Below are 15,976 nucleotides of genomic sequence, written 5' to 3'. Positions count from 1 at the left end.
TATTTCCTCTAAGGTTACCTGCGATATTTTGCTTATGGTTGAGGGTGAGTATTTAAGTTCAAACACGCTTTCAAGAGCCTGGGCTACTGCTCTTGCACTCATACCAGAGGCAAACATCCCAAGTATTAAGTCTTCAAGATTGATATCTCTTCTTCTATAAGGTTCTATCAACTTTGTTCTGAATTTTCCCTCTCTATCTCTTGGAATTCTCAGATTTTCAAGCTTACCGATAACAGTATCTAAGTTTCTAACGTAAAAGCCGTTCTTTGTTCCTCCATGTTCTTTAAGAAACACTTCTCTTTCAGCCGTCATGATTGACTCTAAGGTTTGCTTTACCACTTCCTTAACTAGGTCTGGTAAAATCTTCTGTAGTTCCATTTTTGCCTCCTGGGGTTGGTATTTGTGGGGTGTTCCCCAGGAGGTTATCCCATTTCTCAAGCTTACACAAAATATCGTACACTACCTCCGTCTGTTACTGAAAGTATTGTTGAAACTATGTCGGAAACGGCTTCATTGTTTCTTGTCAGAGACACAAAGTCAAAATCGTCAAGTATTACAAGGTCGTTATTGATGTAGGTATCTATTTCATCGGCGTTGGATTTGAAAGCATTTTTTCCTTTTAGCATTAAGATTTTCACTTTCTTATTCAAAATGTGTTGGCTTCTTCCGATGATATATTGGATTAGCTTGCTTTTTCCCGTTCCCGGCTCTCCAAAGAGTATTAAAATTCCCTGAGGAGCTTTGAGAAAAGATTCGGCCAGTTGTTCGGCGTCGATACCGTAAAATAGCTCTCTTATTAGAGGATTTAAAAATTCTTCTGCTTCCAGAAAATATTCCAATGTTCTACGCCAGCTGGCGTCGATTTGAAGGTGTATGTGGGTTTTATCTAAACTTTCTGTTCTTAATATTTCACATACTTTTGTAATAAGGAGTTTGTTTTCTTCGGTCGGTGCGTAGAAGAAATAGACTTTAATAAATTTTTCGTTAAAAAGAGAAGAATCCCATGCTATCCTTATGTTTCCAACAACTTCATCATTTTTAAAGATAAAGATATTGTTAATGGTAGAATCGTTTCTGTAGATAACCCCTCCCGTGTAGATTTCATATTCCGGATGTTCCTGCTCTATTAAGAATACAAGGTTTTTAAGCACTTTAGAGGCATTTTCTCTTATTAGAAATAGTTTTCTGGGGAATGTTTCTTTTAGGTAGATCTCTGATTTTACGTTTTTTTCTCCCATCCTTTCCTCCTGTAGTAGTATTTCATCTGAAAAGATACAGAAATTATTGGACATTAAATGACTAAATACGGAGAGATTTTATGGTTGCCGTAACATACTGATTTTTCAACTGATGAAAATTACAAACAGTCAATACTGCTGATGAGCTTTTGCCTCTGTTTTATGAGCGTATCAAATGTTTTCAAGAATGATTGAAATCGTTTTCTGTTTTCTTTTAACGAGTGACTGAGTTCAGGATGGCATTTGACGAGTTTTTTTTCTTTCGCTTCTTTAATTATTCTTTTATCAGGCGGGATTATTTCTATTATCTCCTCAACTAAAAATCTGCTTGCAAATCGGTATCCTGTGAATCCTACTAAGAATACTTCAAAATGTTTGTCTTCCTCCTTTTTTAAATAGAATTGGGTTGGAAATAGGAGGGGATTTTTGAAAAAGCTCAGTGATTCTTTAAATGCAACTTTTGCACCGAAAAGGAAAGGTTTTTCCTCTTCAAACAGAAATGTTGTTTTTCGGAATTTGCGGGATAAGAATTTATCCGGTTTTTCTGGATGTTCGTCTATGATTTTTAACCCTGAAATGTGAAACGTTCTGAAGGTTTTGTTTTCGATGAGTGCACATAGGTACATTATGCCGTTATAGACAAATACTTTTAACGGTTGAATTTTAAAAAAATCGGAGCCTTTGTAGCTTACGATGAGCGATTTTCCTTCTATTATTGCATGATATATCATATTTAACTCTTTTTGATTAATATCTACAAATTTTTCAAGAAATTGAGGTTCGTAAACAAAAGAAAATTCTATACGTTCCAGCTTTTCTCTGTTAAATTCCTTTCGGAGGCGTTTTATCAAGTTAACAAACGGTTTGAATATTTCAAGGTTTTTGTAATTTTCCGGGATAAAGCTGCTGAAGGTAAGCAGCGATGTCAGTTCTTCTTCCGTTATGGATGTTAAAACTGGAAATGCCCGCTGATTTGCCCGCCATTCCTGGGACTTTCTTCCTTTTATTTCCGGATATTTTGATTCGGCGTATCCTATGTTTTCGAGAAATTGAAGGGCTCTGTTTAATTTTCTTCTATCTTTTCCTGCAGGGTTTGTGTCGGATAGGATACCTCTGGCAAACAGTTGTTCATGAATGTCTCTTGTTTTGATGAAATTTCTGCTCTGAAGCAAAATTTTCAATATCTCTAACAAAAACTCCACTCTGTGATGTTCTTCAGCAGCCATGTTGTACCTCAATATCCATTTATAGAAATTATAGCTTATACGCTGTTTGCCTTATCAGGAATTTAACCTAAATTTCCCTTTGCAAATCTTATTTGAGGTTTTTTTCATGGAAAGGACGAAGGGACAGAAAATTCTTGAGATAGTTGCATCCGTGTTCGGTGTTTCGGGACTTTTTATTACAGCTCTTGGTTATCCTAACATAGGCTTTATGGTTGCACTTTGTGCGTCAACGCTTTACGCAATTTATGCCTATAAAACGAAACAGTATGGAATATTAACAAGTTCACTTATTTATGCGATTGTTGAAGTGATAGGAATTGTTCACTGGACGCTTAACAATGGAAAGTAGAACAGTTTTTAAACTTTTTGCCGTTTCTCAGCCGGGAATAGAAGAGATTACACTTTCAGAGCTTGAAGATTTAGGCATAGAAGGAAAAGTTGTTCCCGGAGGCGTTGAATTTAAAGGTGGTTTAAGAGAACTTTATCTTTCTAACCTCTGGTTGAGAACAGCTAACAGGATTCTTGTCAGGGTTGCTTCATTTAAGGTTACAACTTTTTCAGAACTTGTTAAAAAGGTTTCAAGGTATCCATGGGATATCTATTTTCCTTTTCCTCAGAAAGTCAAAGTCAGGGTAACGTGCAAAAAGTCAAAGCTTTACCATTCTAAGGCAGTTGCTGAGAGAATCTTAAAAGGTATCCATCATAGGTTAAAACATCAGCTTGAAGAGGCAAAGTTTGAGGATGAAGGGACATCTATTATTGTAAGAATTGAGAACGATTTTTGCACGATAAGTGTTAACAGTTCTGGTGCATCTTTACATAAAAGAGGATACAGGGTTGTTGAAACGGAAGCACCGCTTAGAGAAACGCTTGCTTCTGCTATGATTCTTGCTTCAGGCTGGGATAGAAAAACACCTTTAATAGATCCTTTTTGCGGTTCAGGAACAATTCCGATAGAAGCTGCTTTGATAAGTGCAAATATACCGCCGGGACTTAACAGAGAATTTGCATTTATGAAATGGAAAAATTTTGATGGATCACTATGGAATCAAATTCTGGAAAATGCAAGAGAAAGTATAAAGGATTTTCCGGAAGTTTATGGTTTTGATATATCAGAGCACGCAATAAAAGCTGCAGTAAATAACGCTGAAGCGGCAGGGGTAGAGATTTTTTTAAAAGTGGCTTCTTTACCTAAGGGTAAAATCATGCCCCTTGTTTATGTTATTACTAATCCACCTTACGGTAAAAGAATAAAAGTGAATGCTGAAAAGATTTATAAAGAATTCGGGGATTGGCTAAAGAAATCTTTTTTGGGCTATAAAGTCGGTTTTCTTGCTCCTTCTAACAGGCTTGTTTCAGCTACTGGAATAAAGTGTAAAAAAATTCTTAGCTTTTCTAACGGCGGGATAAGGGTTAATTTATACTGTAACCGATAATTATCTTGTGAGGTTGCAGTGAAAGATTATGAATCTTATTCTCCCCAGAGGTTGCTTGAAAAATTTATTCTTCCGGCTTCTCGTCCTATAATTACTTCTTCGTTCAGTATTAATAGTGTGGTTATTCTTAGCATGGCTTTAAAAATTAAACCTGATATAGAAGTAGTCCTTATTGATACAGGTCTTCTATTTAAAGAGACTTACGAGTTTGCAGAATATTTAAAAGGCAAATGGAACATTAATCTTATTTTTGTTAAGCCTGCACTTTCTCTTGAAGAACAGGATAAGAAGTATGGAAAAGAGCTCTGGAATCGTGATCCTGATCTTTGCTGTAGCTTAAGGAAAGTTGCTCCACTTGATAAATTCCTTGAAGATGGAGTTGATCTCTGGATTACAGGAATGCGAAGAGATCAATCACCTACCAGGAAGAATCTGAGAAAAGTGGAAATACACAGACTTCCCTCTGGAAAGCGAATAACGAAATTGGCACCTCTTGCCGATTGGGATAGAAAAAAAGTTTGGAATTATGTTTTTAAGAATAAACTTCCGTATAATCCATTATATGACAAAGGTTATACATCTTTTGGATGTGTTCCTTGCACCTCTCTTCCGATTTCCGACGACGAACGTTCTGGTAGATGGACAGGTAAGAAAAAGCTGGAATGTGGAATTCACACATTTACCGAGAAAGAAGAAATATAGTAAAATGGTACCAAGGTTATAGGAGGAGGAAAGGATGCAAGAAGATTTGAGAAAAGCTGAAAGACTTGCAAGAACAGTTGTAGCTGATTTCTTTCTTTACAATCAGGATAAAATAGATAAAGCCCTCAAAGAGGATACTCTTTTTGAGCTTTTAGGCGGAGAGCTTGAGGATTCCGAAAAGTTCTACAATTCAAACGTGAATGCTGCTATCAGAAAATCTTCTAATTACTTCTGGGATACCCTGTTTAACAGACTTATGAAAAGGGAAGCTCAGCTTTTTGATATTGTTTAACAAGGAGTTATTTTATGCGTAATAAAAGTGCAACCGTTATTGAAAGAATATTTGAAAAAGGGTTGTGGTATAGTAGATTTCTGGTCATTCTGGCAGTTATTCCGTCGATATTTGCTTCATTTTCTCTTTTTATAGTGGGTACTGATAAGATAATGAAAGTTTTTATCAAAACTATGTCTTCCCTTGTAGCTTACGATAAGAATTTTTACAAGTATGCGATAGAAAACATTATCACAGCAGTTGATATTTATCTTATAGCTACGGTGATGATAATTTTTTCTCTCGGTCTTTATGAACTATATGTTAGTAAAATTGATTCTGCCATTAATTCAGATAATGTAAAGCTCCTTAATATAGAATCACTTGACGATTTAAAAGAAAAACTTGCGAAAGTAGTTTTGATGGTGCTTATTGTTACATTTTTTAAATATGCTCTGCATATTGTTTATAAAACGCCCCTTGAGCTTTTGGTGCTTGCCGTCTCGATATTTGCCATTTCTGGAGCTCTATATTTGAGTCATAAACATTGATTTTTTTCTTGACAATGTAGAAACAGTACATATAATTACACCTGACAGTGTGGCGGTCGTAGAGGGTAGGTGCGTGAGCTTAAATGTCCTAAAAGGACAGCCTGCTGAGACCGGAGGAGAGCTGTTTCTTTCCATTTCAACTTGCCCCTCCCTCTACAACCCCGCCTTTTAAGTCTTTTAAAACCTTGAGGAGGTAGCTCCTTTGAAAACGAGAAAAGATAAAGCAGTTATCATTGAAGAATTGAAGGAAAAGTTTGAAAAAGCACCTCTTGTCGTTCTTACAGACTTTCAAGGCATGACAGTGGCAGAAAGTAATGCCCTTAGAAGAGTTCTTAGAGAAGCTGGTGCTGAGTACAGGGTGGTTAAGAACACTCTTATGAGAAAAGCTTATCCTGGAACACCAGTTGAGCAGATTGCAGACAAGTTTGTCGGTCCCACTGGTATTGCTTTTGCCTTTGGTGATATTGTAGCAGCTGCAAAAGCACTTAAAAAATTTATTGAAGAAGATGAGAAGCTTAAGTTTAAAGCGGCTGTTATCGAGGGTAAGGTTGCTGATTATGAACAACTTAAGGCTCTTGCTTCTGTCCCTTCAAGGGAAGAGCTTCTTGGTCAGCTTGCTTTTGCATTGAAGTATCCGGTAAATGCAATAGCATGGTCTCTGGAAAATCTCTTCCAGAAACTTGTCTTTGTGCTTGAAAATGTAAAAAGCGAGAAAGAAACAGCTTAATTTATAGGGAGGTAAAGAATGGCTGAAATCACAAAAGAGCAAATAGTAGAAGCAATTGAAAACATGACAGTACTTGAGCTTGTAGAGCTCATCAACCTCATCAAGGAAAAGTTTGGTGTATCTGATATGCCTGTTGTTGCTGCTGGTCCTGTTGCTGCAGGTGGTGCAGGTGAAGCTGCTGCAGCTGAGAAGACAGAATTTGACGTTATTCTCAAGAATGCTGGCGCTAAAAAGATTCAGGTTATCAAGGTTGTTAGGGAAATTACAGGTCTTGGACTTAAAGAAGCAAAAGCTCTCGTTGACGGTGCCCCAAGCCCAGTGAAAGAAGGTGTATCCAAAGAAGAAGCTGAAGAAATTGCCAAAAAGCTTGAAGAAGCTGGAGCAGAGGTAGAAATTAAGTAACATATTGAAAATTTGCATATCAGACAATAAATTACCTTTTTCGGCGGGTGGTTGTCAGATGGACAACCACCCTTATCCTATTTTAAAAACCAAAAAAGAGGGTGCAGTATGAGTAGAACACAAGCAGTCAAAAAGGCAACAGGCATCAAATTAGAAAAATCCCTCCCAAGAAAAACTTTCGCAAGAAAAAAAGAAGTTCTTCCAATTCCAGATCTTCTTGAATTTCCTTTTGAATCCTATGAAAGATTTCTGCAGCTCAATAAGCATCCTGAGAAGAGGGAAAATACCGGACTTGAATCGGCTTTTAGACAGGCGTTTCCAATAGTTGATGAGGCGTCTGGTGTTGAAATTCACTATAAAGGCTATGAAATAGGTGATTGGTACTGTAAATGTGGAAAATATCAGGGGCTTGGTGGAAAAGGAGTCGTATGTCCTAACTGTGGAATGGAAGTTGTATTTAGGCCAAAATACACTCCTGACGAATGCATAGAAAGAGGTATCTCTTACACCGCACCTTTAAGGGTTCTTTTTGAGCTTCACGTGTGGCAGAAAGATCCAAGAACCGGCGAAAAAATAGCTCCAATTATAAAAGAAAACAAGATGTATTTTGGTGAAATTCCTCTCATGACAGAGAGAGGAACGTTCATTATTAATGGTACTCAAAAAGTTGTTGTCAGCCAGCTTCATAGATCTCCTGGTCTTTTCTTTAAAAATGAAGTTTCTAAAACGACAACGGTTGCAAGGATTATTGATATTGCAAGCATAATCCCCGCAATGGGGTCATGGATAGAGTTTGAAATTCCTCACAACGAAGTTCTCTACGTTAAGATAGACAGAAAGAGAAGATTTCTTGGAACGTATCTTTTAAGAGCCTTTGGCGTAAGAACGGATGAACAAATTATAGATATCTTCTACGGTGACGTTATAGAGAAATTTAAAATTGTAAACGGTGAAATAGTAGATGAAAAAGGTAACGTTAAGTCCAGTGAAGAGATGCTTGGATACTACCTAATTGAAGATTTAATAGATCCTGAAACAGGTGAAGTCATTCAAGAAGCTTATGAGGAACTTTCAACAAGTTCAAGGAAACTTCCTGAAGGTGCCGAGTTTAAGGCAGTTCACAGAAAAGCAAAGCCTTACGGTGCTGTTATTATTAACACTTTAAGAAAAGAGAAGAAAGACAGAGTTAGAGAAAAGATAGACGATCCCCTTATTGCTGCTTACGTTGAGATTTTTAGAAAGGTTAGACCTGGTGATACGGCTACCGTTGAAGGTGCTAAAAGGCTATTTGAAACTATGTTCTTTAGTACCAAGCACTACGACCTTTCAAGGGTTGGTAGGGCAAAGATTAACGAAAAGGTTTATCCTCAGGAAAAACTTAAAGAGATAACAAAAGAAGATCTCACTTCTATTGATTGGCTTCCGCCTCTCATAATTGCTGAAGACATTAAAAACGAAGATGGTGACATTGTTATAACAAAAGGAACATTCCTTGATAGAGAAGTTGCAATTAAACTTTTAGAGCTCTCCAACGTTGATAAGATAGCGGTTGAGCCTGATTACGATGAGTCTGGAAGACTTCTTCACAAAGCTGATATTGTAGGCACTGTAAAGGCATTACTTGAGGTTCACGCTGGAATTAGAGGTTACGATGATATTGACCACCTTGGTAACAGAAGGGTTAGAGGCGTTGGCGAACTTGCTGAGATAGCCTTTAAATCAGGTCTTTTCAAGCTTGAAAAGGCTGTAAGGGAAAAGCTTGGTGTTGCTGATGTTGAGTCTGTTATGCCTCAGGATCTTATAAATCCAAGGACGGCACTTAATCCTCTAAACGAGTTCTTCAACCTTACACAGCTGTGCCAGTTTATGGATCAAACGAACCCGCTTTCAGAGACAACGCATAAGAGACGTCTTTCAGCACTTGGTCCTGGTGGTCTTACAAGAGAGAGAGCTGGATTTGAAGTGCGTGACGTTCATCCATCCCACTACGGTCGTATCTGTCCAATTGAAACACCAGAAGGTCAGAATATCGGTCTCATTAACTCTCTTACCACTTATGGGAAGATTAACTGGCTTGGCTTTCTTGAGACGCCCTACAGAAAGGTTGTTAATGGAAAAGTTACTGATGAGATTGTTTACATGACAGCTGATGAAGAGGAAAACTATATTATCGCTCAGGCTAACGCTCCTGTTGATGAGGAAGGAAACCTTACTTCTGATATGGTAATGGCAAGGCACAAAGCTGAATTCAAACTTGTAAAGAAAGAAGAAGTTCAGTTTATGGACGTTTCACCTAAGCAGGTATTTTCAGTATCAGCTTCTCTCATTCCGTTCCTCGAACACGATGACGCCAACCGTGCCCTCATGGGTTCAAACATGCAGCGTCAAGCTGTTCCTTTAGTTAAAACAGAGGCGCCGTTTGTTGCAACAGGAATGGAAAAACCAGTTGCTCTTTACAGTAGAAATGCTGTTGTTGCAAAGCGTTCAGGTATCGTTGAAAGCGTGACTGCTGATAAGATAATCATAAAAGTTGATCCGGAAGAGATAACAGAAGGTGGACTTTCTGTTGATACAGGTTTTGACGTTTATGAGCTTAAAAAATTTAAGAAGTCAAACCAGAAAACTTGCTTTAACCAGAGACCTATTGTTAAAAAAGGTCAAAGGGTTGAAAAAGGCGAAATAATCGCAGATGGCCCTTCAATGGATAATGGTGAACTTGCCCTCGGTAAGAACGTTCTTATTGCATTTATGCCATGGCGCGGTTACAACTTCGAAGATGCCATTCTTGTTAGTGAGAGACTTTTGAAAGATGATGTTTATACATCAATCCATATACAGGAACTTGAGTGTGAAGCGGTAGAAACAAAGCTTGGAAGGGAAGAGATAACAAGAGATATTCCAGGCGTTCCTGAATCTTTGCTTAAGAATCTTGATGAATCAGGAATTGTAAGAATCGGAACCTACGTAAAACCCGGTGACATCTTAGTTGGAAAGGTTACTCCAAAGGGAGAACAGGTTCTAACGCCTGAAGAGAAACTGCTCCAGGCTATTTTTGGTGAGAAGGCAAAAGGTGTTAAAGATTCTTCACTTTATGTTCCTCACGGTGTCGAAGGTGTTGTTATTGATGTAAAGATTCTCTCAAGGAAGGGAGAAAAGAAAGACATTAGAACACAGCTTATAGAAAGTGAAGAGAAAGCAAAACTTGAAAGAGCTAAACAGGAAGAGATAGGCCTTGTTAAGGCAGACAGAGACAGAAGAGCTGCGGAACTTATCGTTGGAAAGGCTGTTAAGGAAGACGTTTACGACGCTAACGGAAATCTTCTTGTTGCTGCCGGTGAAAAGATAAGCGAAGATAAAGTTAGCGATGTTGTTTTCTTTGCTCTTCGTAAGCCCTCAATCATAGATGATGCTGAAGTTGAGAAGAAGCTTAAAGAGATAAGGATCAAAGCTGTTGATAAGATTGCTCTTATTGAGAATATTTATGAAGAGAAGAAAGCCGCTCTTGAAGTGGGCCATGATCTTCCTGCTGGTGTGAACAAAGTAGTTAAAGTTTATGTAGCAACCAAGCGTAAGCTTACAATTGGTGATAAAATGTCAGGTCGTCACGGAAACAAGGGTGTTGTTTCTCAGATAAGACCTGTTGAAGATATGCCTTTCCTTGAAGATGGCACACCAATTGATATTACCCTTAACCCTCTTGGTGTTCCGTCTCGTATGAACGTCGGGCAGATTCTTGAAGTTCACCTTGGGCTTGCTGCTAAAGAGCTCGGTAAGAAAATTGAAAAGCTTATGAAAGTCGGACTTGACCTTGTTAGGGAAGAGATAAAGGCTATCTACGACGATGAAAACATAAGCAAGCTTATCGATTCGCTTTCCGATGATGAATTGAGAGAAGTTGCCAAAAAACTTTCAAAAGGTATTAACTTCGAATCTCCGATTTTCATGGGTGCCAAAGAGAAGGAAATTAAAAGACTTCTTAAACTCGCAGGGCTTCCTGAAACGGGAAGACTTACAGTTTACGATGGCTTAACTGGAGAGCCGTTTGATCAGGATGTTACTGTTGGTTACATGTATATGCTCAAGCTGATTCACCTTGCTGATGATAAAATTCATGCCCGTTCAACGGGTCCTTATTCACTCATCACTCAACAACCGCTCGGCGGTAAGGCACAGTTTGGTGGTCAGAGATTCGGAGAGATGGAAGTCTGGGCACTTGAAGCTTATGGTGCTGCTTATACACTTCAGGAGATGCTTACGGTTAAATCTGACGATGTTGAAGGAAGGTCAAGAGTTTACGAATCTATTGTAAAAGGTAAGTACACGTTTGAACCTGGGCTTCCTGAATCATTTAACGTTCTTGTTAGAGAACTTAAAGCACTTGCTCTTGATGTTAAGTTCATCAAGCAGATAGAAGAATCAGAGCCTGAGAAGAGCGAGGCCGAAAAACTATTTGAAGAAAAAGAAGAAGAGTGACAGTTTGGGGGTCTGCCCCCTTTAATGTAAAGAATCCTTTATAGGAGGAGCTGTAGTGAAAGAGATTATCTTTTCAGAAGAACCTAAAACCTTTGATTTTGATGCAATAGAGATAGGCCTTGCTTCACCTGAGAAGATTAAAGAATGGTCATACGGTGAGGTAAAGCTGCCGGAAACACTTAATTACAGGACATTAAAGCCAGAGAAGGACGGCCTTTTCTGTGCGAGAATATTTGGACCTATAAGAGATTGGGAATGTCTGTGTGGAAAATATAGAGGTTCTAAATATAAAGGTGTAATTTGTGATAGATGTGGTGTTGAAGTTACTCTTTCGAGAGAAAGAAGAAGAAGGTTTGGTCATATAGAGCTTGCAGCTCCATGTACACACATCTGGTACGTAAAGTCTGTCCCGAGTAAAATAGGTGCCCTTTTAGGGCTTTCCGTAAGAGAAGTTGAGAGGGTTGTTTACTTTGAAAGCTATATTGTTCTTGATCCTGGAGATGAAGAAGAAACAGGTCTCAAACAGTTTCAGATATTAACGGAAGAAGAGTATAGAGAAAAAATAGAAGAACTTGGAGAGGATGCTTTTGAAGTAGGTATCGGTGCCGAAGCTATAAAAGAAGCTCTCAAAAGGGTAAACCTTGAAGACCTTGCTGAAGAGCTTCGCGAAGAGATAAGGATGTATTCCGGTGAGATTGACGGAATAAACAGTGATCTTCAGAAGAGACTGCCAAACGTATTTAAGGCGGCAGTTGAGACAATCTCTTACTACACCGGTCTTTCAGAAGACACCATTATTGGTATTGTTAAGAAGACACTTGTTGTTGTAGTTGAGCCTGGAGATAGCAACCTTGAAAAGGGACAGATTATTCCTTACGAAGACTTTAAGAAAATTTCAGAAACATGTACGTTGAAAGTTGAAAAAGGTGGAAAAGCCCTTGACTGGTATGTAGATTACCTTGTTGAGCTTGGAAAAATTCAGAGCAAAGAGCTTGTAAAGGAAGAAATTAGAAGGGCTACAAGAAAAGATACAACAGAAGCTAAACTTAAAAAGCTGGTTAAAAGATTAAGACTTGTAGAAGCTTTCATAGAAAGCGATAACAAGCCTGAATGGATGGTTCTTGAGGTTCTTCCTGTTCTTCCGCCGGAATTAAGGCCTCTGGTTCCTCTTGAAGGTGGCAGGTTTGCGACTTCTGACCTTAACGATCTTTACAGAAGGGTTATTAACAGGAATAACCGTCTTAAAAGACTTATAGAGCTTGACGCTCCTGATATTATCATTAGAAACGAAAAGAGAATGCTTCAGGAAGCGGTTGACACTCTTATAGATAATGGAAGAAGAGGAAGGCCTGTAAGAAGTTCAAAAGGGCATCCTCTTAAGTCTCTTTCAGATGTTTTGAGAGGAAAGCAGGGAAGATTCAGACAAAACCTTTTAGGTAAAAGGGTTGATTACTCAGGTCGTGCCGTTATCGTTATCGGTCCTGACCTTAAGATGCACCAGTGCGGTCTTCCTAAAATTATGGCACTTGAACTCTTTAAACCTTTTATATACAGAAGACTTGAAGAAAAAGGTTACGCTAACACGGTCAAGCAAGCCAAGAAAATGGTTGAAAGGCAGGATCCGGTAGTATGGGAATGCCTTGAAGAAGTTATTAAAGAACATCCAGTTCTTCTAAACCGTGCTCCGACACTGCACAGAGTCTCTGTTCAGGCATTTGAACCGATACTTGTTGAAGGTAAGGCTATCAAGCTTCATCCTCTCGTTTGTGCGGCATTTAACGCTGACTTTGACGGTGACCAGATGGCCGTTCATGTTCCTCTTTCTCTTGAAGCACAGCTTGAAGCCTACACACTTATGCTTTCAACTCAAAACATTCTTTCACCGGCTCACGGAAAACCTCTTGCCGTTCCTTCTCAGGATATGGTTCTTGGTCTTTACTACATTACACTTGAAAAGAAAGATGCTAAAGGTGAAGGAAAGATATTTTCTGATTTCAACGAAGCACTTAGAGCTTTTGATCTTGGATTAATAGATCTTCACGCAAAGATTAAGGTGAGAATTCCTGTTCACAAGAGCGAAACAGGTAGACCTGAAATTATTGAAACGACGGCCGGAAGGATAAAGTTTAACCTGCTTCTTCCGGAAGATTATCCTTATATTAACAAGGTAATGAGTAAAAAAGCCATTGCTGCGATGATTGCCGATATTCATAAAAAGTATGGTAATGAAGTTACCGTTGATATGCTTGACAGGTTAAAGGAAAATGGATTCCTAATGGCAACCCTCGGCGGTCTTTCAATCGGTATAGACGATCTTCACATTCCTCCAACCAAGAAAGAACTTGTTGAAAAGGCGAAAAGAGAAGTTGAAATGATAGAAGAAGGTTACAGAAAAGGCCTTCTCTCTAAAGATGAAAGATACAACAAGATTGTTGATATATGGACAAGGGTTACAGAACAGATAACAAAGGATATGATGGAATATATGAAAACCCACGATATTGACAGCCGTGGAAGGCTTCCTAATGATGGAACATTTAATCCGGTTTACATGATGCTTGCTTCTGGTGCCCGGGGTAGCCAGCAGCAGATTCGTCAGCTTGCAGGTTTGAGGGGTCTTATGGCCAAGCCTTCAGGTGAAATTATTGAAACACCTATCATTTCAAGTTTCCGTGAAGGTTTGACAGTTCTTGAGTACTTTATCTCAACTCATGGTGCAAGAAAAGGTCTTGCTGATACTGCTCTTAAAACCGCTGACGCTGGTTACCTGACAAGGAGACTTGCTGATGTTGCTCAGGATATTATCGTAACTATGGAAGATTGCGGCTGTGATGACGGTATTGAAATTTCTGCCCTTATGGAAGCAGGTGAGATTATCATTCCTCTTGCCAAAAGGATTGCAGGAAGATATGCTGCTGAAGATATAGCGGATCCTATAACCGGTGAAATTTTGGTCCGTAAGAATGAAGAGATTTCAGATGAAATGGCACAGAGGATTGAAAATCTTGGTATAGATAAGGTTAAGATTAGATCTGTTATGACCTGTAAAGCACCATTTGGTGTTTGTGCTAAGTGTTATGGAAGAGACCTTGCGAGGAGAAGGCCAGTTCAGTTAGGAGAATCTGTGGGGATTATTGCTGCCCAGTCAATTGGTGAACCGGGAACTCAGCTTACCATGCGTACCTTCCATATTGGTGGTATTGCTATGCGTGGTGCCGAAGAGTCCGAATATAAAGCCAAGCATGAAGGTATAGTTAGAATTTTTGACGTTAACACAATTACCGATACGGAAGGTAATGTTATTGTTATCAACAGAGCTGGAAAAATTGCTGTTATTGATGAAAAGACAGGTAAGCACCTTGAAAGGTATGACATTCCTTACGCTTCTTACCTGAGGGTTAAAGACGGACAGAAGGTTAAGCCCGGTACAATACTTGTTGAATGGGATCCTCTTGCTGTGCCTATTCTTGCTCTTAAATCTGGGATAATCAGATACAAAGATATTATCCCCGGTGTTACCGTATCTGAAAATGAGCCTGTTGTGCTTGAATACAGAACCCTTCCATATGAGCCGACAATTGAGATAGTTGATGAAAACGGTGAAGTTGTTGACTTCTATCCTCTGCCTGTAGGTTCTCGTATAATGGTTCATGAAGGTGAGAAGGTAACGATTGGAACGCCTTTAGCAAGACTTCCGAGAAAGATTGGCGGAACAAAGGATATTACTGGAGGTCTGCCGAGAGTTGCGGAACTTCTTGAAGCGAGAAAGCCAAAAGATGCGGCTATTCTTGCTGAAATTGATGGTAAGGTTTACGTTGAAACGGAAAGAGCCAAGAAGAAGATAACGATTCTCAATCCTGAAACAGGTGTTAAGAGGGAATATGAAGTTCCGAAAGGTAAGTATATCTATGTGAGAACGGGAGATTATGTTAAAGCTGGTGAGCCTCTAACGGACGGTCAGCTTAATCCTCATGATATACTTGCCATCATGGGTGAAAGGGCTGTTGAGAGATTTCTCCTTGACGAGGTACAATCCGTTTACCGTGCTCAGGGTGTTGAAATTAACGATAAACATTTTGAAGTGATTATCAAAAGAATGCTCAGAAAGGTTAAGATAGAGGACGCTGGCGACAGTAATTTCCTTGTTGAAGAGATAGTTGACAGAGAAGAGTTTGAAAGAGTAAGAAAGAAGCTTTTTGAGGAAGGTAAGCGTCCACCTAAAGCCAAGCCTGTTCTTACGGGTATAACAAAGGCAGCCCTTTCTACGGAAAGCTTTATCTCTGCTGCTTCTTTCCAGGAGACAACAAGGGTTCTTTCCGAAGCAGCGGTTAGAGGTAAGAGAGATTATCTCAGAGGCCTTAAAGAGAACGTTATTATTGGAAGGCTCATACCTGCTGGAACAGGTAGAAAAGAATACAGAAAGATTACATGGCAGTATTGTGAAAAGGCTAAAGAGTCTGAAAAAACAGAAGAAGCCAGGGCAAAGTAAAATTGTGGTTCCAATAATTTAAAGGGGGCTTTAAAGCCCCCTTTTCTATTTTGAGAGGTTTTTAAGAACAGTTTCAGATGTTTTGATATTGCTGGTCTGGTTAATTTTATTTAAATTTGCTGCGGTAGTATTCCATCAATTATGTTTTACTAAGATTCCAGAAGCAACTTTCTCCATAGATTTTAGAAGTCAAAAAAACTTCTAAAGGAGAAGGTTACCATGAGAGATACAAAACTTTCTCATGAGATTTTCGAAAGGAAATTCATGAGGGTAAGAGATACTATAAGAATTTACAAAACAACTTTTGAAAGGCCCATTTTGGAAGAAAGGGAGATGTATCCTGAGGAAAACATCCATATAAGAAGGTAATACTTACTATGAATCTCTCAAGAAGATATTTCCTGGAGCCAATTTTCAGGTTAGCTATCCCTCACTTTACGGGTCTTCTGAGTGGAAAAACA

Annotated in this window: 13 protein-coding genes; 10 read left to right on the top strand and 3 right to left on the bottom strand. The window is 38.9% G+C overall.

Annotated elements, in window-relative coordinates:
• The 3 genes from BLW93_RS02375 to BLW93_RS02365 form a co-directional block, all read right to left on the bottom strand.
• Nucleotides 1–438: transposase (locus tag BLW93_RS02375; RefSeq protein WP_245791970.1), on the bottom strand; the 438-nt coding region annotated here is incomplete at its 3' end.
• Between the two features lie 2 nt (nt 439–440).
• On the bottom strand, nt 441–1,238 hold the full coding sequence (locus BLW93_RS02370) for an AAA family ATPase (RefSeq protein WP_076712513.1): 798 nt from the start codon (nt 1,236–1,238) through the stop codon (nt 441–443).
• Nucleotides 1,239–1,357: 119 nt separating this feature from the next.
• On the bottom strand, nt 1,358–2,464 hold the full coding sequence (locus BLW93_RS02365; protein WP_076712512.1) for a WYL domain-containing protein: 1,107 nt from the start codon (nt 2,462–2,464) through the stop codon (nt 1,358–1,360).
• A gap of 106 nt (nt 2,465–2,570) precedes the next feature.
• Here BLW93_RS02365 and BLW93_RS02360 point away from each other — a divergent pair, with 106 nt between their 5' ends.
• The 10 genes from BLW93_RS02360 (at nt 2,571) to BLW93_RS08795 (ending at nt 15,884) form a co-directional block, all read left to right on the top strand.
• Nucleotides 2,571–2,813 (top strand): nicotinamide mononucleotide transporter, encoded by a 243-nt coding sequence (locus tag BLW93_RS02360; RefSeq protein WP_076712511.1) that lies wholly within the window; start codon nt 2,571–2,573, stop codon nt 2,811–2,813.
• Nucleotides 2,803–3,900 carry a THUMP domain-containing class I SAM-dependent RNA methyltransferase gene (locus BLW93_RS02355; RefSeq protein ID WP_076712510.1) on the top strand — a complete coding sequence of 366 codons (1,098 nt, stop codon included), beginning with the start codon at nt 2,803–2,805 and terminating at the stop codon, nt 3,898–3,900. The genes BLW93_RS02360 and BLW93_RS02355 overlap by 11 nt, the downstream gene beginning before the upstream one ends.
• Before the next feature lie 18 nt (nt 3,901–3,918).
• Nucleotides 3,919–4,602 carry a phosphoadenylyl-sulfate reductase gene (locus tag BLW93_RS02350; RefSeq protein WP_076712509.1) on the top strand — a complete coding sequence of 228 codons (684 nt, stop codon included), beginning with the start codon at nt 3,919–3,921 and terminating at the stop codon, nt 4,600–4,602.
• Nucleotides 4,603–4,636: 34 nt separating this feature from the next.
• Nucleotides 4,637–4,894 (top strand): hypothetical protein, encoded by a 258-nt coding sequence (locus BLW93_RS02345; protein WP_076712508.1) that lies wholly within the window; start codon nt 4,637–4,639, stop codon nt 4,892–4,894.
• Nucleotides 4,895–4,908: 14 nt separating this feature from the next.
• Nucleotides 4,909–5,424 (top strand): YqhA family protein, encoded by a 516-nt coding sequence (locus BLW93_RS02340; RefSeq protein WP_076712507.1) that lies wholly within the window; start codon nt 4,909–4,911, stop codon nt 5,422–5,424.
• 202 nt (nt 5,425–5,626) lie between these two features.
• Complete coding sequence (gene rplJ / locus BLW93_RS02335) at nt 5,627–6,151, top strand: 50S ribosomal protein L10 (RefSeq protein ID WP_076712506.1); 525 nt, start codon at nt 5,627–5,629, stop codon at nt 6,149–6,151.
• A gap of 18 nt (nt 6,152–6,169) precedes the next feature.
• Nucleotides 6,170–6,553, top strand: coding sequence for a 50S ribosomal protein L7/L12 (gene rplL, locus BLW93_RS02330; protein WP_076712505.1), 384 nt, complete (start codon nt 6,170–6,172; stop codon nt 6,551–6,553).
• 108 nt (nt 6,554–6,661) lie between these two features.
• Nucleotides 6,662–11,026 carry a DNA-directed RNA polymerase subunit beta gene (rpoB, locus tag BLW93_RS02325; RefSeq protein WP_078058067.1) on the top strand — a complete coding sequence of 1,455 codons (4,365 nt, stop codon included), beginning with the start codon at nt 6,662–6,664 and terminating at the stop codon, nt 11,024–11,026.
• 55 nt (nt 11,027–11,081) lie between these two features.
• Complete coding sequence (gene rpoC, locus BLW93_RS02320) at nt 11,082–15,515, top strand: DNA-directed RNA polymerase subunit beta' (protein ID WP_078058066.1); 4,434 nt, start codon at nt 11,082–11,084, stop codon at nt 15,513–15,515.
• A 219-nt stretch (nt 15,516–15,734) separates the two neighbouring features.
• A complete protein-coding gene (locus tag BLW93_RS08795; RefSeq protein WP_158025369.1) occupies nt 15,735–15,884 on the top strand; it encodes a hypothetical protein in 150 nt (49 codons plus the stop codon).
• Nucleotides 15,885–15,976 lie beyond the last annotated feature (92 nt).

The sequence above is a fragment of the Desulfurobacterium indicum genome (genome assembly GCF_001968985.1).
Classification (GTDB): Bacteria; Aquificota; Aquificia; order Desulfurobacteriales; family Desulfurobacteriaceae; genus Desulfurobacterium_A; species Desulfurobacterium_A indicum.
Note: the sequence above shows the minus strand (reverse complement) of the source record. Positions and strands in the feature narration are given on the sequence as shown.

Coding starts and splice junctions, on each gene's coding strand:
- rpoB (WP_078058067.1), top strand. CDS start 6,662: ATGAGTAGAACACAAGCAGTCAAAAAGGCAACAGGCATCAAATTAGAA.
- BLW93_RS02365 (WP_076712512.1), bottom strand. CDS start 2,464: ATGGCTGCTGAAGAACATCACAGAGTGGAGTTTTTGTTAGAGATATTG.
- BLW93_RS02355 (WP_076712510.1), top strand. CDS start 2,803: ATGGAAAGTAGAACAGTTTTTAAACTTTTTGCCGTTTCTCAGCCGGGA.
- rplL (WP_076712505.1), top strand. CDS start 6,170: ATGGCTGAAATCACAAAAGAGCAAATAGTAGAAGCAATTGAAAACATG.
- BLW93_RS02370 (WP_076712513.1), bottom strand. CDS start 1,238: ATGGGAGAAAAAAACGTAAAATCAGAGATCTACCTAAAAGAAACATTC.
- BLW93_RS08795 (WP_158025369.1), top strand. CDS start 15,735: ATGAGAGATACAAAACTTTCTCATGAGATTTTCGAAAGGAAATTCATG.
- BLW93_RS02340 (WP_076712507.1), top strand. CDS start 4,909: ATGCGTAATAAAAGTGCAACCGTTATTGAAAGAATATTTGAAAAAGGG.
- BLW93_RS02360 (WP_076712511.1), top strand. CDS start 2,571: ATGGAAAGGACGAAGGGACAGAAAATTCTTGAGATAGTTGCATCCGTG.
- BLW93_RS02345 (WP_076712508.1), top strand. CDS start 4,637: ATGCAAGAAGATTTGAGAAAAGCTGAAAGACTTGCAAGAACAGTTGTA.